We start from the raw sequence: 20,771 nt of genomic DNA on the forward strand, positions 1-20,771 counted from the left end.
GTCACGACCAGCTGAATAACGTCCGGGATCGGCGCAACAGGCAAAATTGCGTTCCCCATTGCGCGTGCCCTGGCCACGGCGAGCAACGAGGTGTGGGGCGCCGCTCGCTTGAAAGACCCCGCGGCGCATCAGTCAAGTTGCGTGGATTGCCGGCCCCGATAGTCGAGCAGCGCGATGCGGTGTTGCCGCCGCACAAAGTGAACTTTCGTCGCGGCAGGCTACGTTATGTCGGTGAAACCACCGGACAGCCTGCGCCACGCGGCACGTCACCTCTGACCTAGGAAGTGCAGGCGTACCGGGACGGTTCATTCTGGTTGCATAGAGGGCGCGAATGACACTGCGAATTCCGGAGTCTTTGCAGTGGTTGGCGTATCTGACCGGTTCGGAGTGGCCGAAGGGCGACGAGTCGGCCATGTTTCAGATCGGCGAGTATTGGCACGAGGCGGCCGGCCGACTCAAGGCGTTGATTCCGGAGCTGGATCAGGCCAATCGCAAGACGGACGCGGTGTTGACCGGGGAGGCCGGGGCCGCCGCGCAGGCCACCTTCGCGTTGTTGCTGGAAGGTGACTACTCGGTCGAGAAGTTGGTCGAGGCGGTAGCGGCGCTGGGGGACTTGGCCAGCAACGCCGGCACCCAGATCGAGTACACCAAGCTGCAGATCATCACTTCGTTGGCCATTGCCGGCGCGGAGATCAGCTATGCCCTCGCGTGCGCCCCAGCCACTTTCGGGGCGTCGTTGTCGTGGGTTCCGCCGATCGAGGCGATAACCATCGCCGCAGTGCGCCAGCTGGTGGCGCAGCTGCTCAAACGACTGACCGGGGAGCTGGTCAAGGCCTTGACCCTCACCGGGGTAAAGAGTCTGCTCAAACACGCCGTCAAGGAGGCCGTGCACGAGGCCCTCGAGGAGGCTGCTCAAGAGTTGGCCATTGAGGAGATCCAGAAGAGCAAGGGTCACCGCGACGGCATCGATTGGAAACAAGTCGGGATGAACGCAGTTGGTGGCGCGGCCGGTGGGGCGGCCGGCCACGCGACCCAAGGCCCGCTGAAACACGCGCTGGGGGATTCGAGCAGCGTGTTGGGCAAGATCACCAAGGGGGCGTTGACCGGGTACGGAACCGGCGTGGTGGGTAACGTGTTCGGGTCGATCGCCTCCGATGGCGGCCTGACCGCGGGTGGGTTGGATCCGTTGTCAGTGTTCGGTGGGGCCTCTACACAAGCCATCTCCGGTGCATTGCACGGCACCGGGCATCCTCATCCCAACTCCCCGGCAGGCGGTCTCGGCGGGCTGCCACCCCACGGCGACCTGCAGCTCGACGAGCCAGCGCCCGGCGAGAAGGCAGATCCGAAGATCTCCGACGACCACACCGAGTCCGGCCCCTCAGAGAAGTCCGACGAGTCGAACAAGAACGACATCTCGAGCCCACCCAACGCGCCGCACGACCCCCTCGCGGCAGCGCCACCCTATTCGTCCGAGGCGCTGCCCCCCTATACGGCAACATCGGCAAGCCCGACCACCAACGCGACCGATACCCACGGCTCACCGGGCGGGTCAACGAACACCGCTCGCGGCGCGGGCTCCGGCGACGCCGGTGAAGGCCATGCTTCCAGCACCTCCGGTGGGTCGAATACTTCTGGTTCAGCGAGTAATCGTGGCGCCGTTTCGCCGACTGGGGTGCCGAACACTCGTCTGGGCCAGAGTTTTACCTCCGGTTCGAAAACTGCAGCTACCGGTGCTACCAGTGGCGGTTCGAGTGGCAGGACCGCACCGGTCACGACCGCTGCGGCGACTTCCATGCCGAACACGCCTGTCCCAAGCACCGCCGGCCTGTCGGCCGAGGCTGCGACATCCCTGGGCGGGACACCCGTGGCAGCGCCGGCTGCGACATCAGCGTCTACCGGCTCTGGTGGTCTCAATCCCGGGAGTGGCCGGGGGGCGGAGGGTCCGCTGTCCACGAGCCAGTCGGGTACGACCGGCTCGCACGGGCTGTCCGTTCCGGCTGAGCAATCCGCGCGGGAGGGCGACAACGACTTCGGGGGCCGTCGCGCCCAGGCGCCGCCGACGCCGATGATCGGCGAGCGTTTCGAGGCCGCCGCCGACGGGCTTCAGGACGACGGTCTGCTGGCTGGATGGGGTACTCAGGTCAGCTATGACCAGCGCCGGTTCCAGTTGCCCAATGGCAGCTGGGTGCGTGACTTCGAGGTGCGGCTGAGTCTGGAGCCAGGCAGTGGGGTCAGGGACGACAAGGTGGCCACGCTGCGGCAGCGTCTCACCGACGCGGTCCAGGAGCACCTCAACGATCGCTACCACCTTCCCGACGGTGACGCACTGAACATCACCGTCCTCTTCGACTCGGCCGCACCGCACGCCACGGTCACGGTCCACACTGGCGCGCACACCGATCAGGCGAATTTCTCCACCCGCGCCGGTGACGGCGAGCTGGTGCACGAGGTTCTGCACTTTCTGGGCCTGCCCGAGGGGTATGACGACCGGCGCGCGCCCATGCAGCCGCTATTGCGGCGCCGCATTGATTCCGACGGCCCGATGGGCGCACGTGCTCTGCAAGAGGGTGCGACGCTGTCGGTCGAGCAGTTGGCCAAGATCGACGAGATCGCCCAGCACGGGCCGATCCATGACCTGCCTCACGACGCCACGCCGCCGCCGGTGCGACCTCGTGACGTGCCGCACCGTGACTCGATGCGCACCCACGTGCCAACGCCGGCACCGACATCACCGCATGGCGAGTCCTCCGATTCTCGGTGGGATGACGCTCCGGAGTGGTTACGGCAGGGTGCGGTGGCCGCCCAGTGGGCCGAATCGGGCGGGAGTGATCCCGCGCGCGACGACGACGTGGCACCGGCCGAGACGATGGTCGCGGCTAACGCACCCGCTGACCACGACGTGCACGACGGGCCGCTGTATGTGCCCTTCGACCAGCACGCCAAGACCGTCGACCCGGCGCATGCCGACAGGATCGCAGCGTTCGCCGACTACGTGGTCACCGAAGCCGGGCGCCGCAACGAGGCAGGACAACCCGGCGTGGCCCTGCGCGTGCACGGGGGCGGAAACGGCGGAGGGCGCAGCGAGGGTGCCGACGCCGTCGGTGAGCAGCGTGCCCGGTCGGTCCTCGACGCCGTCCGGCCCCGGATCGAGGCGCTGCTGCAACAGAAGGGCCTGCCGGTCGACCTCGTGACCTTCCCCGGCCCCACCTCTCGGGGCAAGACATTGACCGACGACATCCCCGGCACCGACAAGCACGCACGTCGACGCATGGTCGTGGCACACATCGAAGACCAGCCACCCGTCACTGCCTCGACCGCGCCGCACCGCACCGAGACACCGCCCGTGGTCGAATCCGAACCGATCGACCAGATACTCAGTGACGAGGAAGCAGCAGACTTCCGAGCATGGGAACGGTGGGCCAGTGACGGAGCCTCCGACACCGGCGATACTCGCAATCCCGGGGAGAATTACGCAGATCACGTTGTCCCGCAGGGTGATTCGGTGCACTCTGACCTTGACGCGCCGCACCGGTCGGCTGGTGACCTGAGGTGGATCCAGTCGCAGTGGGAGGCGGTGCGGGAGGATCCGGAATTCCGGCAGCGGTTGGAGATGGTGTACCGGTGGTTGTCGCCGAGTGGGAATGCGTTGGCGGCCAATGATTATCAGCTGGACGCCCACCGCGACCAACCGGGTGCGCAGGCCGCGCTGCGGGTGTTGTACATGTGGCATCGTTCCGGTGAGAATGCGGCGCGGGAATTTGCGGCGCGCCAGCATGTAGTCCGGTTCCGGGGTGGTGCCGAGCCGGTGCCCGAACAGGACTGGGATGCGTTACGGGAGAGCAACGCCGATGCCGGTATCGGCGAGCAGAGCGATACCGACGACCGGATACGGGATGTGTTCTCGGATGAGCTACGGACCGAGAACGCGCGGTTGCAGTCGTGGCTCGAACAGCTTGCCGAGACGCAGTGGCCTAATGTGTCACGGGATGAGCCGCGCGCACTAGGTGAGGTGCTGAATGAGAGACACTGGTGGCGGCTGTATCTCCATAGCGATGATCACGCGGTTGCAATGGAGACGCACCCGAACGATCCTGGCGCGGCGTATGAGTCGGAACTCGGAGGGTTCACGCGGCGCGATATGCAGGCTGCCTTCGAGCAATTTCTCGATGACCCCCGCGCGCTGCAACAGCCGATCGACTGGTCCTCGTATAACCAGATGCGCCAATTGGCGACCGGCATCGAAAACCCCGCGTTGGGCGGGGCCGAGGACGAGAATTATCAAACCCTCGGCACTTCCCAGCTGGCCCACGACATGGCAGGGGAGCGCGTCGGCGACCGCCAGCTGGCACACCGATCGAGCCACGGTGGAGGCATAGGCACGCCCGGCATTGTCGGAATCACCGAGCAGGACGGCGAACTCGGCCTCACGCCCGTGTACTCCATGGGGCAGGTGTCCGAACTCGTCAATGCAGTCTTCGATCGATATCGCACCGACATCACCGCGACGACAGAACATGAGCGGTTGCGTGCCATCGCGCGGGCGGTGCGCACGCTGCAGGTGATGCTCCCGTTTCCCGAGAACAAGGACTGGCTCAACACCCACTTGCTCCTGTCGAGATTGCTGCTGGCCAATGGTTTTCGACCGGTGGTACTACCGTCGACGGGCTTCCTGTTCTCCGGTGGTTTCTCGCTGGACCACATCGCGACCGCCCTACGGTGGGCTCAAGACCGCGATGTGACAACGGGTTTGGACGACAGCTTCAGTGTCGTGCCGTTGCGCGGACCCCGCGGGTTACTCCTCCACCACGAACCGACCGCACCATCGCGGTCTAACACGCCGCCGACGTTCGACCTCGAGCGGCGGTTCACCGGACACCCGGATGATCTCGCCGTCGGTGCGGCGGTGCATCAGTGGCTGGCCAGTATGACCATTGATGAGCCATCGCGGGCTCCGCGCACCGGGCCAACGACCCTTAGCGCCGTGTTACCGCGACGCCATTGGTGGCGGCTGTATCTGGATGAGCGCGACCACAACGACGCGCTCCAACACGACCGTTCGAATCCGGGCGGAATGTATGACAGCGACGAACACTTCGGATTCCAAGCGGATATGGAGTCCGCGTACCAATCGGTACTCGATGATCCCGACGTCGTGGGACGCGCGATCGGCTGGGACGAATACCACCGCATGTATGCGCTCGTCACTTCGCAGACGCGCGTGGTTGCAGGTAGCCGTGGAAATTTCAACATCGGCGGAGCGCATCCTGGGCGTATTTTCTCGACGCACTTCGTCATACTCGACACGCTGGCCGACGATCTGACCGAGACGCTCGACGGGCGCCCGCTGGTGACACACCTCGATGCACGGTCCGAGGGCACGACCACCCCGCCATCCGAAGTCTGGGATCGGACCGACTTGATAGCCGTGTCGTATCGGGACTCTGAGGGGGAGTTGGTACTCACCCTGCTGTTCCCGCCCAAGGGGTTACCGGCGATGATCAACGAGGCATTTGCGCGCTACTACCAGGAGCTCGGGCAGGCGCAGTCCGAAGACGACCAATTGCGCGCGATCGCGCGGGTGATGCGCACCTTTGGGGTATTGCATCCCTTTCAGGATGGCAACGGGCGGCTTCACAACCGATTCCTTCTACCAAGACTATTGTTGGCCAACGGGTTTCAACCAGTTGTCATGCCGTCGTCGTTATACTTGTTCAACGGCGGGTTCTCCCTGGCTCAACTCGTCACAGCCCTGCGGTGGGGACAGAACCGCAATTTGGCGATCGGCTTGGGTGATCTCCGGGAGGCCGAGCCAGGGCACCAGGGCAGCGCCGACAGCGAACCGGCTCCGATCACGCCCAACAACGCGCCGGTTCAACCTCGGACGGCAACGGACACCGGGCGAGCGCCCCGCGGTCCGATTGGAGGGCGTGGCCTGCCCGTCACCGGGCCGACGGCAACGACGTCGACCGCACCCCTTCACGCGTCACCCGTTACGGCTCCAGAATCCGCCGGCCGTGCCCAGGCGGCGTTGCGGGCTTTGGGCGGCACTGCTCGGCCGCGAGAAACACACGACGCTGATCTGCGGTGGATTGATTCGCAGTGGGAGGCGGTGCGGGAGGATCCGGACTTCCGGCAACGGTTGCAGGTGGTGCATCGGTGGTTGTCGCCGGGTGGCGGTGAGCTGACCGAGGAGGGTTATCGGTTGGATGCTCATCGTGGGGAGCCTGCGGCGCAGGCGGCGTTGCGGGTGTTGTACATGTGGCATCGCTCCGGCGAGGGTGCGGCGCGGGATTTCGCGGCGCGCCAGCGTGTGGTCCGGTTCCGCGGCGGCGCTCAGCAGGAACAACGGGAATCGTTCTTCTCGGATACCGACTCGGAGGGCCGCGACGACGGACCGGATTTCGATGACTATCACACTGAATCCGTTGTGCCCGTCACCCATTCGTCCGCCGAAACACCGCCCGCTTCTACGGATGAGATAGCGCAGAAGGACGAGGTTAAGGCCAAGCAGGTCGAGGCCGGCGTTGATTCTCCCAAAAGTGTTGCTGCGATTGATGATAAGGCTCCTATCGCAGTCGACAATGACTTGATATCAATCCCCGGCGACGGGTGGTGTTTGTTATACGCGGTGGTGCTCAGCACGCCGCCACAGCATTGGCCGGCTGAATGGTTGTCGGAGTCCTCGACTCCCGCGAATGCGTATTCGACAGCCTTGATCCAGGCGTTCGAAAGGACTGTCCTTCCCGACGGGGCAGGGCCGTTGGAGTGCGCTAGATCTGCGTTGTTCGCCCAAGTGCGGCAGTTCGTCCTCGATCGTGGCGGTCATGGGTTGCCTGACCGCGCGGTGGCGTTGTTCCGGGGCAACCTCAGGGAGCGGGCAAGCCTGGCGCAGTGGGTGGAGCACGCCAATGAGCAGCAGTTGCGCGGTCGGCTCACAGAGTTGGGGTTCGACGAGAACCATTTGGTGGACTCCGAAGAATGGTTGTCTCCCAACGAGTTACGCCAGCGCTACATCGAAGAGTGGACCGCAGAGCAGACTGCGAAATTCCGTCGTGCGGAGGCGCGACGAAGGGCGCGTGAAGAGGTGGGGATTCAGCCCGACGGCGGGGTGAACGCGGATCCGCGGGTGGGCCGACAGGGTCAATTCGAGTACCTGCGGAATCGTGGCGCGGTGCCGGCCATTGGCGGCCTTCACGGGGTCGAGGAGTTACGTGCGGCGGTGTTCGCTGCCAGTACGCGACGGCTGACCGATATGGAGTATGCCCATCTGCTGGAGGCGGTGGACTCGTGGCGGGACCGAGGGTGGACGAGCAGTTACGGGGACATGTTCTCCACGTTGGTGGCACATACGTTGGATGTACAGGTGCACGACGTCATCAAAGGGTCCACCGTTGGCCCCGAAAATGCCACTCGCACAGTGAATGTGCGTTACAACGGCCACAATCATTACGACGGCAACCTGCCGCCTTCCGAACGGAGTGGTGGGCACGGTCGAGTAGATGGCCCGTTGGAAGCGCATATCCGGCGAGCCGTGGATGCGGTGTTGCCGGGCCGCGACGTCGAGGAGGTGACACGGCCCGAGGCGTCCGGTAGTGGGGTGGGGGCCACGCGAAGCAGGCGGAATCCTCTGGTCGCCCTTGGAAAGGCGACCACCGCGTACAAAGATGTCTCCCAGCGTGACGACGCGGCGTTCATTCACCTGCTGCGTGAGCAATTGACTGATCCCGAGACGGGCAAGCCGGTCCTGACAAGTCTCATGGAGGATCTGGACGACCTGAAAGTCCTTGTTACAGCGCCCCCTCGCCATTCGCTCTCCGAGTCGGAGCAAACGGCCTATCGAGTCCTGCGCAACTCTGCGGGCCCGATCATCGACAAGGCGATGGGCTCGGTGCAGGCGTTGCTCCGAGATGAAAGCGCACTCAACCGATTTCGGCATATCGGCCCCACAGTCCTGCCGATGGCACTGTCGTATATCGGGCCGGCTTTGCAGCATCCTCCGTCGTTCAACTTCATCTCTTTGATTGCGGGTACGCATTTGAAGGCTGTGCTCCAGATGGGCGGCATGGCAGGCCATTCCAGTTACAGCTCGCGTCTGCTGCGTGAAACCGTCTTCGACTTGGTACTTCCGTTCACCGTCCCGGGGACCATCAATTTTCTTCCGCACGGGAAGCTGACGGATCGTGAGTGGGCAGCTCTCGCCGGTTCCTTGCAGGGAGCAATCTATTTCACAGCCGGATTTGCGGACTATATCCCCGCCTTGGCTAACAAAGCTCTTTCGCTGGCAATTGGTGCTGGGCTACCTTTTCCGAAAACTGAACACCATGCGTTGGCCAAAGGTGAGTTGCGCCTCATTTCCGAGTCCGATACCCGGCCAGCGGCCGATACCGACGAGTTGGGGAGCCAGCCTGACTATGCGACGCAGGAAGCGTTGGCTCGTGCAATCAGCAAGATACGTGCGCATTTCGCCATGATCGAGACTGCGCAGCAGATCTTCGAAGAGCGCGGGGCACATGTCTCGGAGAGCACGCATCGCCAGATCTCATTGATTCGCAAGGATGTTTTGAACCTGGAGCGCCTCGGTGCCCAACTTGTTGACGCACCGGACGAGCAGGGCCTGGGTAATGTCGATTTTTGGCCCAAGTTAGGGTACTCGGCCATCACCGTTGGGGTTCGGGGAGGAGGGCTCGCCGCGTCTTTGTTCGCACACAATCCCTCATCAGAGGCCATTGTGGTGCCGGGTTCTTCGTATCTCATCACGCGCTCGATTACTGAACTGTTCGACCCGAGCGTTACTGCGCATGATGCGGCCACCTCGTTCATCCACTTCACTCCACCGGCGCTGGTGGCGGCCGTCCCGGCTCTGGTCAACTTCGCCACTGACGGCCGCCAATTCGAGAGCCTGCAATCAGCGGCACCATGGATCGCGTACTCGCTCATAGCAAATGGCTTCTACAGCGACTGGGTCGGTGAGCAACTATCGCAATGGATGTCGGCCGGCATCGCAACGGGCCAACGCAGCTATCCCGCTTTTCGCGACACGGTGAAGTCCTGGCTCCCGAGATGGGACACGTCCGCCGGACCGCCGGACACAAGTGACGGGCATCCACCACCGAGTGATGACGATGAATCGCCCCAGGCAATGGGGGCTCCTGGCGTGCCGGGTGGATTTACCCCGGGTGCCAGCGACCCGCACCACAGCCAGGCAACATCGGCAGGTCCGGTCTCGGCTGCGGAGGGGCCGCGGGGTACGAGTGACGAGGTTTCGTCACCGAGTCACGTCGAGGACTCTCCGCGCGCAATGGGTGCTGCGCGTGTGCCGGGCGGGTTTGTTGCAGACACTGACGATCCGCCGGCGGCGCCCACACATCAGTCGACGTCGAAAGATTCAGTATCGCAGAGTGATTCAACAGTTCTGCCGATTGACCAGTCGTCCGGCAATGTGCCAGCCCTCGATGTGAACTCCCCGCCGTCGACGGTGCCCACTGCCCCAGGTTGGCGGCAGTTCGACGAGAGCGAGGATGTTGGCGATGGTACGACCGCTGGTCGCGTCCCGTCGACGGTGCCATCTGTGCCACCGTTGCCGCAGCCCGCTAGGCCATCCCTCGTTGGGCCGGAGCCACGGTCGATCGTGTCACACCAGACAGGAGCCAGCTCAAAGGCGATATCTTCTGTCAGCGACACTGACGACGAGACCGAAGGCGACACTGAAAGCCGCTTCCCGTCGACGGTGCCGATTTCGCCGGAACGGCGACAGTTCCCCGAGCTACCGCCGATGGCGGCAGGTCAGAGTGATGGCATCGTCGAATCGACACCGAGCGTCCGCGATACTGACCACGATGTTGCCGACTTCACCGACGACGAAGCTTCCCGCTATACGGAAGACGATGCCTCGTATTACACCGACGTCGATGTTGCCGATTTCACCGGCGGGACCGACCACGAGCCTGACATGACTGTGGAAGACCGCTTCCCGCCAATGACGCCATATACCCCAGTGCAGCTGCCGCCCCCGTCGACAGCGCTGCACCCGATGGCCGGCAGCTCACTGGACGCGAGCGCGACGAAACACGTCCGATTTGTTGACCCCAGTACATCGTCGGACTCCGAGGTGGGCTCGCCTAAACTCGTTTCTGGCCAGCATATGTCGTCCGGCATTGACGCTTCTGCACCCCAGACCGGACATCCGCATCAGGATCCACCGGCCGCGTCGCTGCGCCGACAGCCGATGCCGCCGGTATCGAGGCGGCGTGGCGGAGGGAATGAATCAGGCGTCAGTTTCCTGAACATGTCGGAATCGCGGCACGATGACATCATCGGGCGCGATGTGCCTGGTTTCGAACCGGACCCCGCGGTCGATTCGCACACCCGAACGCTGGCCCACGATGCCCTGCGCCGGCGAGCGCTGTACATGAATCCGGTCTTGGGCGGACGTCCCGCGCTTGCTGATGTATACGCGATACGTCATCCGTTGGGTGATGCGCCACAGGGTGTTGTGCGCGCGCGGCTGAATGCGCGCTGGTGGCAAGGATTGTCGGTGGAAGAGCGTCGTGCAATGGTCGCCGCCTTTCCGGAACATGTGGGTAATGCCGAGGGGCTACCGCCGCGGGTACGCGATGAGGCCAATCGAATCGTTTTGCAGGACAACCTGGCTCGAGAAGAGGCCGACAACCTTCGGCTGATCAAGCCGATCGAACGGCTGGATGCCGTCAACACCGCGTTGCGCCGGGCGGCAAATCGTCTGGGCCGGATCGGCAGTGAGCCGCCGTCGGTGTTGGCGCTCGACCCGACAGCCTTTCGCCACGACGGCCGGATCCTGGTCGCCGTCGGTGGCGATCCCTATCGCGCGTCATCGGTGTCGTGGATGGTGCCGGGCATGACTACCACGATGGCGAGCCTCAACGACCTCCTCAATGACGCGGTGAACCTGGTGGAATCTGCTCGCGCCGAGGGCGCTCCCGATCCGGTGGTGATCGTATGGGTCGGCTACGACGCGCCGAGTGGTTGGCGTTCTGGCCGAGTGACGATGAGGACGGCCGCGAACGACGGCGGTGAGATCCTGCACGCCGATATCAAGGCGTTCAACGCGGGGCGGGACGCCAACGACACTGCTGGGGGCCACTTTTCGAACAACCACGTGTTTGGCCATTCGTATGGTTCGACGACCACGGGGTTTGCGGGTCGGGGTGGACGGCTGGCTGGCCAGATCCGGACCGTGACATTGCTAGGTTCTCCCGGAGCGGGACCGCTCGCCCGCGCCCGCGACTTCAACATCGGAGACAATGTGTTTGTCGCCGGCTCTTCACGTGATCCGGTGACTGCGCTGGGGCGTACTCCGGACCCGAGTGCGACGATTGGCCAAGGGATCGATCCCACGCTGGATAGTTTCGGTGCACGACGTCTGGCGTCCGAGTTTCCGAGGTCGATGGACTCCGTGTCGACAGCGGCCACACATGTGTCGTACTACCGGCCCATCGATGCCATGGGATCGCGGTCGCAGTCGTTGGCCAACTTCGGGCGGATCGCGGCGGGTCAGACCGATCGACTCGAACTGCACGGCAACCGAGTCACCGGGCAGCCGCTCCTCTGGATTCGGCGGACGTTCGAACCAGCTCAGGGGCCACCTGCGGGCCGTCGGTTGTTCGGTGTCAAATGGGGCGCACCGGCGACTCACGCGACTCCGCCGTCGGGGACGTCCCATGTCGCACCGTCGAATGAAACGTCCGAGCTTCGCTTCCGTGAGAAGGCCAAGAAACTCAACGACGAGGAAATCCGGGTCGTCCGGGCGCGTGCCGCCGAGATCGCCGGCGACGCCGAGAGGCGGTACCGGTCCAACCAGAACGCGACCCGCCTGGTGGTGCACGTGGAGGTCGGCGCCAATGGGCAGCGATGGCCATTCGAGAGATGGCCGTTCAACGGGAGGCCGACGGCCGTGGGCCAGCGGCGGGCCACCGAAGCCCGCAAGGCCCTAGAGGCGGAGGTTCACGACATACTCGGTCAACGCGGAGTGCCGGAGTCGATGGTGACGTTCCGGGACGAGTCCCGCGGGAGGGGCCTCCCCGATAGCAACGGCAGGCCGCACGATCGCGAATCGGACGAGGTGGCACGCCGGGTCGTCGTGATTCGAATCGAGGAAGAAGCTCCGGTGTCAGATCGACCACTTCGCCTCGATTTTGCGGAGCGAGGCAAGAGGCTCGGCGGTGTCCAGAAGGACGAGCTCAAACCTTTTGTCGCCCATGTAGTTGAGGAAGCGGCTCGCCGGTCTGCGGCCAATGAGGGCGCTGTGGTCGTGAACATCGATGGTGGAGGGAATGGTGGGAATCCGTTCAAGAAAGCGGATGCCGTCGGCTTGACGCGGGCCCGCGACACTCGAAGATTCCTAAAGAAGGAAGTGATATCACGCCTCGCTGAACGCCGCATCGACCCGGACATGGTGAGATTCAGCAAACCCACATCGCGTGGACGGTCGCTGCCCGACGGTGCTCCGGCCTCGGGGAATCGTCCAGCAGATGCGGCAGCGCGACGAATCGTCGAGATTCGGCTAGAAGATCAGCCCGCGACGGGTGATGTCGATCTGCACGCACCGGTGGCTGACCACGATCCTCCGGCCGACCCGTCATCGTCCGCCATCGGGCGTGACCAGCGAACCCCGACAAGCGAAATCGGCCCATCGCGTCCAACCAGAGATGCTGAGCCGCAGCCACATCCGTCCGATATGGAACGGCAACCACAAATCGCGCAGGCGTCAGCCGCGCGGCGTTCCGCGGGTGCTTCGCGTACGGGCCCCAATCTCCCGCTGGCATCGACCACCAGTGCCTACACGTCGCGGTGGTTCGGCAGCACCGCATCGGTGGATGATGCGGTCACCGACCATGGGATGAGGCCATCGTCGTCAGGTCGCAGCTCTCTTGGCCGCAACACGACCGACGGTTCCCAATTCCTTGCCGTCAGTACGCCCCGTCGGGGCCGAGGACGGCCGCTTGACGCCGAGTCCGATTCCGAGGTCGACTGATCTGTCGGGTCGACGCCGAAACGGGGATTCCGGTGCACCCGTGGATCTTTGCGCCCGAGGATATCCAAGTCCCGGTGGATGCTTGGGCAGGAGCGGAAGATCAACTCCTGGGTCCGTGCTGGACCGGCCAGCGTCGCCCGGCCGGAAACGGCGCGCACCTCGATGTCGCGGGAGCGGCAATAGCGGCCACACCGGTGCCGGGGGAAGGATCAGCGATCCGCAGGCCTTACATTCCAGCAGCCGTAGCTTTCCATCGGCGCCCGAAGTCCAGAAAAATTCGCTTTCTCCCGTGACCAGGGGCAGTGGGCGGTCCGGTACTGCTGAGACGTCACCTTCGCGAGTCGAACGGCCAACCCGGTAGCGCCGTTATACGAATCGGAGAATCACGTTATCAGAGCGGCACCCAGGCGCCGCCCAGGTAAATGCCCCACTGATGAAAGCCGGTGCTCCACATCGGGGCCTGCCAGCCAGCCCACCAGGGCGGGGGTGGAGGGGGCGGCACATCCGGCCCGGCAAATGACGGCGCATACGACGGCGGAGGTGTGTACCACGCCGATGGGGCCGTCGGCTGTTTGCACTCCAGGGTCGCCGGATTAAACGACATGTTGTTGACGCACTGCGCCGAGCTGATACCCGGCGTCACGAGCACCGCGGCCGCCATGGACAAAAACGCGACCGCGATGGCGGCAGTCAAACGACGAACAAACATCCTCATGGTGGGCCTCTCATCGGGCCGTCCCTACCTTGGCTTTTTCAGCTTATTCCGTCGACTCGGCAACGACCATGTAGACAACATCGGCCGGGCGTTGTGCTCCAAACGATATATCAAGTACTTCACATTTGGAGTGCTTGTCGCTCGACGCGGAGAAGATCTGATTACCGGGGCGACGGGCAAGATCGCGTTTCCCATTGTGCGTGCCCTGGCCGCCGCGGGCAACGAGGTCTGGGGCGCCGCTCGTCTGAAAGACCCCGCAGCGCGGGAAAACTCGTTGGTGCCACCATCTTGCCCGTCGCGCTGGACGTCGGCACCAGCGACTTCCCCGGTCTCCCTGACGATTTCACCTACTAGACCACGGCGCTGGAGCACCCGTAATCTGTTGGCCGGGTTCGAGCACGCCCTTGAGCTGCATTAGCCGTGGTCATCAAACACGAAGGTGGGTCATTGTCCGGAGACGTCGCCGACGAGCGATACGAGGTGGTCCGGATGCCGCACGGCCGGCGGCTGAGCTATGCCGACTACGGCGATCCGACGGGTTTCGTGGTTCTCAACGCGCACGGCGGGCTGGCCTGCCGTCTCGACGTGGCCGCCGCCGCGCCAGTCGCCAAGCTGTGCGGGGTTCGTCTCATTTCCCCCGATCGACCGGGCGTCGGCCGGTCTGACTCGCAACCGGGTCGAACCATCCTGGATTGGGCGCGCGACGTCGCCGAATTGCTCGACGGGCTCGATGTCGATCGGTTCGCCGTGATGGGCTGGTCTCTGGGCGGACAGTACGCGGCGGCCGTGAGTTACGCGCTGCCGCAGCGGGTAACACGGGCCGCCATCATCGCTGGAGCGCTTCCGCTGACCGAACCGGGTGCAATCGATCATCTGCCGACTGTCGATCGCACCTATATCCCATTATCTTGCCGCGCAACGTGGGTGGCGCGGTTGGGCTTTCGCGCCATGGGGCTCGCCGCCGTATGCGCTCCGCGACTCTACGGCCGGCTTGCCGCACGTGAACTCGGGCCTGCCGACGGCGCGGTACTGAGGGCCGAGGGATTCACGACGTTTGCGCACATGTCACACGAACCACTGCGGCAACCAGAAGGCGTTGTCGAAGAGTACCGTGCCATGGTGCGCCCGTGGGGCTTCGAGCTCGAGGATATCCAAGTGCCGGTGGATGTTTGGGCAGGGACAGGCGACCGGTTTCTGGATCCGTCCTGGACCGGCGAACTCGCCCGCCGCATACCGCACGCAACGCTGCACCTGCGAGCCGGCGGACACTTCCTGGCCCACCTGTACTACCGGGAAATTTTGGAGTCGCTACGCGGGTGATGCGCCGCTCAGCGCGTGAAACCCCATTCGGCTTCGTTCGCTTCGGTTTTGAGATGCTCGGCCGGATCGTCGGCCTCGGTGAGTGGCGGCGCGGCGGCGGGGAAGAGGCGCTCGCCGAGCTCGGTGATGGCGTGCACCGGGCAGTCCAGCAGCGCCCGCATGACCGCGTCGCGATCGGCTTCGGCCACGGTGCCGTCCCCGATCAATGCGGCGTATCCCCAGTCGTCCAGCGAGAAGTATCCGGGCGCGTGCTTGGCACAGATGCCGAAGCCGTCGCAAATGGTGCGGTCCAGGCGGATTTTCATGGTTGCCTCACCGCTTCCGCCTGATACGGACGGTCGGCGCGGAATGCGCCGCCGGCGCAGTCCTGGCAAGTGCCGTCGAGATGCACGGCGACTTCGCCCGGGAATTGATCGAGCAGGCTGGCGGCCACATTGGTGGCGGCATCCAGCGTCGCGCAGGCGCCGCGTCCACGCAGCAGCACCGACCAGCGGCGCAATCGGTCGACATCTTCTTTCGTCGCTGCACCGTCGCGCAGGGCCCCAGCGGCGGCAGCCATCGCCGCCGTCCCGTTGAAGCACGACCCACATTGCCCGGCATTTTCGCGGTCGAAGTAGGCGAGCACCGACGCGGCGACCGCAACGGGGCAATCGTCGGTGATCACCGAGATCGCGCCGCAGCCCAGACCGCTGCCAACGCGTCGCATCGTCTCGTGGTCCAGCGAGGTTTCCAGAACGCTGCGGTTGAGCAGGCCGGCGAAGTATCCGCCCATCAGCGCCCCTCGCACTTGCTCAGGGGAAATCCCGTGCACCGCAAGCAATTCGGTGAACGCGAGGCCGTGGGGGAGCTCGTACACAACCGGAGGCTTGCCGCCACCGGTAATCGTGGCTAAGAAGGTGCCCGGCGACAGCGATGTGCCCTCGGAGCGGAATGCCGCCGAGCCGTGGCACTGCAGGTAGGGCAGATTGGCCAGCGTCTCGACATTGCTCACCAACGTGGGTCGATCATCGACGCCCGCTTCGAATGGGCGGGGCGGCTTGTCCGTTGGCTTGGCCGGGCCGCCCTTGATCACCCGAACCGCGGCGGTCTCCTCGCCGGCCACGTACCCGGGCGCGACGGTCAACATGTGAACCGTGACGCCCCGGGTATCGGGATCGAGCTCGCCGAGCGCGGTTTCGACACTGTGCGCCGATTCCGGATCGGACACATACACGTAGGCGCGGTCAGCGTCGACAATCGCTGCGGCCAACCGCAGTCCGTCCAAGACCAGGTGGGGGCGGTTGCGCAGCAGCCAGCGGTCCTTGATCGAAGCCGGTTCTCCCTCTTCGCCATTCGCGATGACGACGGGGCCACCGGTGTCTGCTGTCAGGCGCCCGTTGTCACGCACGGTACGCAACTTCACCGCGAGCGGAAAGGCCGCACCGCCGCGGCCGACGAGTCCGCTGGATTCGACTTCGCTCAGCAATTCATCGGCGCTGGCGAGCGGGCGGTACCCGCCGAGCCGCCGATAGGCTGCGAGGTCCTCCCGGGCCTGGCCGGCTTGCTCAGTCAGCAGCCGTGGTGTGCACCCGGGCAAGGTGGCGGTGGTGATGGTCGTGGACTGGGTGGTGTTCAAGGCAGGCCTGCCATCGTCTTAGTTAGGCTTGCGCACATGCGAACTGCGGTGGTGCGTGTCAACGTTGACCCGGAGAGCGTGCTCACGCCTGCGCAACTAGGTGACGGCATGACAGCGCTCCTCGAGCTCGCGGCGCAGGCCGGCGCCGGCGTGGTCGAGAACGACCTCGCGTCCATGCCCGTAACTCGTCGTGAAGTTGAATTGCTCATCGCTGCCGAAAACGGCGACGCGGCGAAGGAGGCGGCTATCAGGTTGTGCACCACGGCGTTCGGCGTTACGCCCGTCCCGGGGGTGATCACTTTTGTCAGCCGGGGAACCGACGACGACGCGCACGGTGTGCTGTCCGGGTTCGGGCTCACTGGTGACATAGTGCGTACCCCCGGCGACGACGGATTCGACATCGTCCATGTGACGCTGCGGGAGCAGGACCTCGAACGCGTTCCGGAAAGCCGAGTCCACACGGCGCTGGAGGCGTCGCTCAATTGTGAGGTCCACATTCGCACCGTGTAGCGCCATTACGAGCCCAGGAATTCGAGGATCGCGGGTGCCGCTTGCACCCAGGTGTCGAACATATTGAAGTGCTGCACCTTGCCCGCCGCACGTTCTTCGGACGCACGCTCCCAGGCGTCCTCGGGCCAGGGTGGATCGATGAGCTTTGATGCCTTGATCAGGCAACTGACTTCCAGCGAGGTCCGCTTGGGGTGATCCATGTCGTTCTCGCCGCCACGAATGATCAACGTGGGGACCTGGATCCGATCGAACATTTCGTCCTCGACGCCCGGAATCGTCTGACCCGGCTTGGAAACGAATGCGTTGAGCCAGCGCAGCATCAGCTTGAGAAACTCGCCGGAGTCGAAGTCGAGGAACCGCTGCTTGTTGGCCGGGTTTTCCTCGATGCGCTCGCGCCATTCCTGGATCTTCACCACGCCGTCCATGCCGGTACCTCGCACCGCGAGAATGCTGGGGATGATGTAGAAGGAACCGAGCACGAAGCTGCCATAGATGCCGCCGACGATGTTCCACACCACGAGCTTGGTGACCATCTCGGGGTAGAGCATCGTCGTCAGCATGGAATCCCTTGCCCCGCCGGAACCTCCGGCGAGAATGCAACGCTCGAAGCCCAGTCCCGTCACCAGCTTGTGCAGTGTCTCGGCGCGCATGTGCGACTCGCTTTGCCCGTAGAACTGCACATCGGAGGCGCCGCAATTGGGCCGGTCCCACAGCAGCACCCGATAGCCACCCGCGGCCAGGGCCTCGGCGAGCGGACGTAGGCCGGGGATGTCTTTGCTGAACCGGCCACCTGGCGTCAGGGCAATGAGATCGCCTGACTCACCGAGGATTTCGTAGACAACATTTCCCCGGTTGATCTCGATAGAAGGCACGCGATTCTCCTGTAGTTAGGCCTGCACCAGAACGTCATTGCCGACGACGCGCACCGGGTAGGTGCGGATACTCCATTCCGGCTTTACCGCGGTGGTACCGGTCGCCAGCTCGAAACCCCATTGGTGCCAAGGGCAATAGATGTATTCCAGGTCGCGCACCATGACCGCGTCACCAGGAGCTGTCTCGTCAACGATCGTGCGTCCCCGGGGTCGTCCCGAGCACAGCGGTCCGCCTTGGTGCGGGCAGTAATTCGCGATCGCGTAGAAGGTGCCGTTGACGTTGTAGACACCTACGCCGTGACGTCCGATCGGTACCAGCTTGTGCGTGCCAGGCGCAATTTCGTCCACCGTCGCGACAACATGCTCGCGGCCCTGGGCGAGACGGGGCTCGGGCCGCTTAGTTTCTTCGGACAATTCAGAGCACCCGAACCTGACCCTCGAGCACCGGAACCGTCTCCGGCAGGTGATAGGTCGCGATGCCGTTTTTGTACATCACCGCGTCGCGGGCGTGCTTGGGCAGGTGCTTGACCAACCAGCGCGGGTCGTCGAACGTCCAGTGTGGGTAGTCCGACGAGAAGAGCAGGATCTTCTCGCACTCCATCCACTCCAGCGCGCGGGTCAACTCCGTCTTGTCCTCGGGGTAGTCCAGCGGCTGGGTGGTGAACTTGATGTGCTCCTTGACGTACTCCGACGGCTTGCGCTTGATGTCCATCCAAGACTTACGCGCGTCGTAGATCGCATCCATGCGCCACATCAGCGGCAGAATCCAGCTGAACGCGTGCTCGACGAAGACGATCCGCAGCGTCGGGAACCGGTCGAAGACGCCGTCGAAGATCAGGCTCATCACCTGGTTGGCGGCCAGCAGCGAGTACGTGACCATGAAGTCGTGGTTGTAGCTGGGGAATCCCACCGGCGGGATCGGCAGCTCATCGAACTGGCTGCGCGACAGGTGGCAACTCACCGGCATGTCGTGCTTGGTGGCGGCCGCCCAGATCGGGTCGTATTTGGGGTTTCCCCATGGCGGACGCGGCTCGGCCTTGATCAGAATCTGCGCCATGTAGGGGTGCCCGGCCCACTTCTCGATCTCACGCGCGGATGCTTCCGGGTCTTCAATGGCGGCACAAATCGAACCCCGCCACCGCTGGTGCCAGTTGTTGTGCCCGTCCAGCCAGTGATTGGCCTGCCAGTCGTTCAGGGCGGACGCCATCGCGTGCTGCGCTTCAGGAATGCGGGCCGGGTAGGCGGCGGGTTCCAGGATCGCGATGTCGGAGCCGGCTTCCATGATCAGCTGGCGAAACGCCATATCCGGGTCGCTGCAGGGGAATTCGCCGTTGGACGGGAAGGAGTCCACGCGCATTGCGTAGGAGTGCGCGTAGTCGGGCGCGTCATAGTAGATCTGCTCACCCACCGTGCGGGTGAGGAAATATTTGCTGCGCCAGGGCTCGGGGATGTATGGAACGAGCTCGCCGCGCTTGGGTGCCGGGTGGACATCCGAGTCGACGCAGCGGACGGCAATGCGCTCGGCAGCGGGAATCCGCTCCTGCGAATGGGTCAACGTCATTGCATCTCCTCGGTCTCGCGTCTTCCTTCTACTGTGCGCCCACGCCGGCGGGGATGTCTATGCCGTACAGCTGTGCCGCATTTCGCCAGCACAGCTTCTCGCGCTGTTCGGCGGAGAGTGCGCGGGGCAGCTTCGTGATGTCACCGCATTGCCAGTGTGGGTAACTCGAGCCGAACATCACCATGTCTTCCTTGCCGGTGAAGCCGAACCACTCGCCGGCAAACTCGGTGTCACCGGGACCGTCGAGGCTGCCCTCGACGAAATACACGTGACCGGGCAGGTAGTCGCTCGGGAGCCGCGGCGCCCACGGCGTCTGCTCGAGGTGCGGCCGGCCGAACGTGTCCATCCGCCACATGAACGGCGTCACGAAGTCCGCGGCGCCATCGCCCCAGACGAACTTGAGGCCGTCGAAGCGCTCGAACACTCCCTCGGCGATCAGGTTCATCAGGTGGTACAGGTAGTTCAGCGCCATGAAGCTGACGTACTGCTCGTAGGTGCGGGTGTTCCCGTTCGGCGTCGGCGGAAACGCGATGCCCGAACCGACTTCGATGTGCGCAGCGACCGGAAGGCCGGCGTCGGCCGCGGCTTCCCACAGCGGCCAGAATTGCGGTTTGCCGTAGACCTCGCGGGATTGCAGCGGGACGCCGATCTGAACCACCCGCGGATGGGCACGCCATTTCTCGATCTCCCGCAGCGCGCCGGTGATGTCGTCGGGGTTTACCCGGATGGTGCCGCGGAACCGCTCGCCGAACTGGCTGGACTCCAGCCAGTTCGACACCATCATCTCGTTGTGCGCGGCGTGCAGCGCGCTGCCCAGGTGCCGGTCCGGCATGATGCCGCGCGCCATCGGGTGCAGGACCGCAACGTCGACTCCGCGCTTCGAAAAGAGCTCATTGGCAACGAATTCTGGATCCGAACCGGGGTACTGACGGTCCGGGCCCTCGGTGTTGGGCGCGTACTCACCGCCCGGAGCGCCGTACCAGTCCATCTCGTAGTCGGGGAAGCCGCGGCTCTTGAACGGCTCACGCAGGGTCTTCCGCAGCGCCTTGGTGGACGGAAAGAAGATGTGCACGCTCGCGTCGATGAGCGGTGTGCTTGTCCCGTCAGCGTGTTCGATCACGACAGCCACCCTTCGGTTCCGGTAGCCAAGGTGAAGCAAACCAGGTCAT

At 64.4% G+C, this 20,771-nt stretch carries 10 protein-coding genes and 2 pseudogenes; 4 read left to right on the forward strand and 8 right to left on the reverse strand.

The genetic code is table 11. The features are described from left to right. Positions 1-331: 331 nt before the first annotated feature. Positions 332-13,009, forward strand: a complete 12,678-nt coding sequence (locus tag ACTXG5_RS10270; RefSeq protein ID WP_445163555.1) for a WXG100-like domain-containing protein — start codon at positions 332-334, stop codon at positions 13,007-13,009. A gap of 35 nt (positions 13,010-13,044) precedes the next feature. Here ACTXG5_RS10270 and ACTXG5_RS10275 read toward each other — a convergent pair. Continuing rightward, positions 13,045-13,312 (reverse strand): annotated as a pseudogene (locus ACTXG5_RS10275) (Zn-ribbon domain-containing OB-fold protein); the annotation flags it as partial. An 88-nt stretch (positions 13,313-13,400) separates the two neighbouring features. Continuing rightward, a complete protein-coding gene (locus ACTXG5_RS10280; RefSeq protein WP_445163556.1) occupies positions 13,401-13,724 on the reverse strand; it encodes a hypothetical protein in 324 nt (107 codons plus the stop codon). A gap of 109 nt (positions 13,725-13,833) precedes the next feature. Here ACTXG5_RS10280 and ACTXG5_RS10285 point away from each other — a divergent pair. Continuing rightward, positions 13,834-14,075 (forward strand): annotated as a pseudogene (locus ACTXG5_RS10285) (NAD-dependent epimerase/dehydratase family protein); the annotation flags it as partial. 138 nt (positions 14,076-14,213) lie between these two features. Further along, on the forward strand, positions 14,214-15,044 hold the full coding sequence (locus tag ACTXG5_RS10290) for an alpha/beta fold hydrolase (RefSeq protein WP_445164353.1): 831 nt from the start codon (positions 14,214-14,216) through the stop codon (positions 15,042-15,044). 8 nt (positions 15,045-15,052) lie between these two features. On the opposite strand, the gene ACTXG5_RS10295 is transcribed toward ACTXG5_RS10290, so the two are convergent. Continuing rightward, entirely contained in the window at positions 15,053-15,349 is a 297-nt protein-coding gene (locus tag ACTXG5_RS10295; protein WP_445163557.1) for a ferredoxin, read from the reverse strand. After that, positions 15,346-16,659, reverse strand: coding sequence for an NADH-ubiquinone oxidoreductase-F iron-sulfur binding region domain-containing protein (locus tag ACTXG5_RS10300; protein ID WP_445163558.1), 1,314 nt, complete (start codon positions 16,657-16,659; stop codon positions 15,346-15,348). The genes ACTXG5_RS10295 and ACTXG5_RS10300 overlap by 4 nt, the downstream gene beginning before the upstream one ends. Before the next feature lie 36 nt (positions 16,660-16,695). Between ACTXG5_RS10300 and ACTXG5_RS10305 the strand changes: the two genes are divergently transcribed. Continuing rightward, positions 16,696-17,169: a hypothetical protein gene (locus ACTXG5_RS10305; protein WP_445163559.1), complete on the forward strand. Its 474-nt coding sequence runs from the start codon at positions 16,696-16,698 to the stop codon at positions 17,167-17,169. Positions 17,170-17,174: 5 nt separating this feature from the next. Here ACTXG5_RS10305 and ACTXG5_RS10310 read toward each other — a convergent pair whose 3' ends face one another. Genes ACTXG5_RS10310 through ACTXG5_RS10325 form a run of 4 tightly spaced genes read right to left on the reverse strand, consistent with a single transcriptional unit; the run spans position 17,175 to position 20,722 of the window. Beyond that, on the reverse strand, positions 17,175-18,041 hold the full coding sequence (locus ACTXG5_RS10310; protein ID WP_445163560.1) for an alpha/beta fold hydrolase: 867 nt from the start codon (positions 18,039-18,041) through the stop codon (positions 17,175-17,177). A gap of 15 nt (positions 18,042-18,056) precedes the next feature. Further along, positions 18,057-18,455 (reverse strand): Rieske (2Fe-2S) protein, encoded by a 399-nt coding sequence (locus ACTXG5_RS10315; protein WP_445163561.1) that lies wholly within the window; start codon positions 18,453-18,455, stop codon positions 18,057-18,059. A 1-nt stretch (position 18,456) separates the two neighbouring features. Continuing rightward, a complete protein-coding gene (locus ACTXG5_RS10320) occupies positions 18,457-19,602 on the reverse strand; it encodes an amidohydrolase family protein (protein WP_445163562.1) in 1,146 nt (381 codons plus the stop codon). 28 nt (positions 19,603-19,630) lie between these two features. Continuing rightward, complete coding sequence (locus ACTXG5_RS10325; protein ID WP_445163563.1) at positions 19,631-20,722, reverse strand: amidohydrolase family protein; 1,092 nt, start codon at positions 20,720-20,722, stop codon at positions 19,631-19,633. Positions 20,723-20,771 lie beyond the last annotated feature (49 nt).

The sequence above is a fragment of the Mycobacterium sp. Dal123C01 genome, from assembly GCF_052566995.1.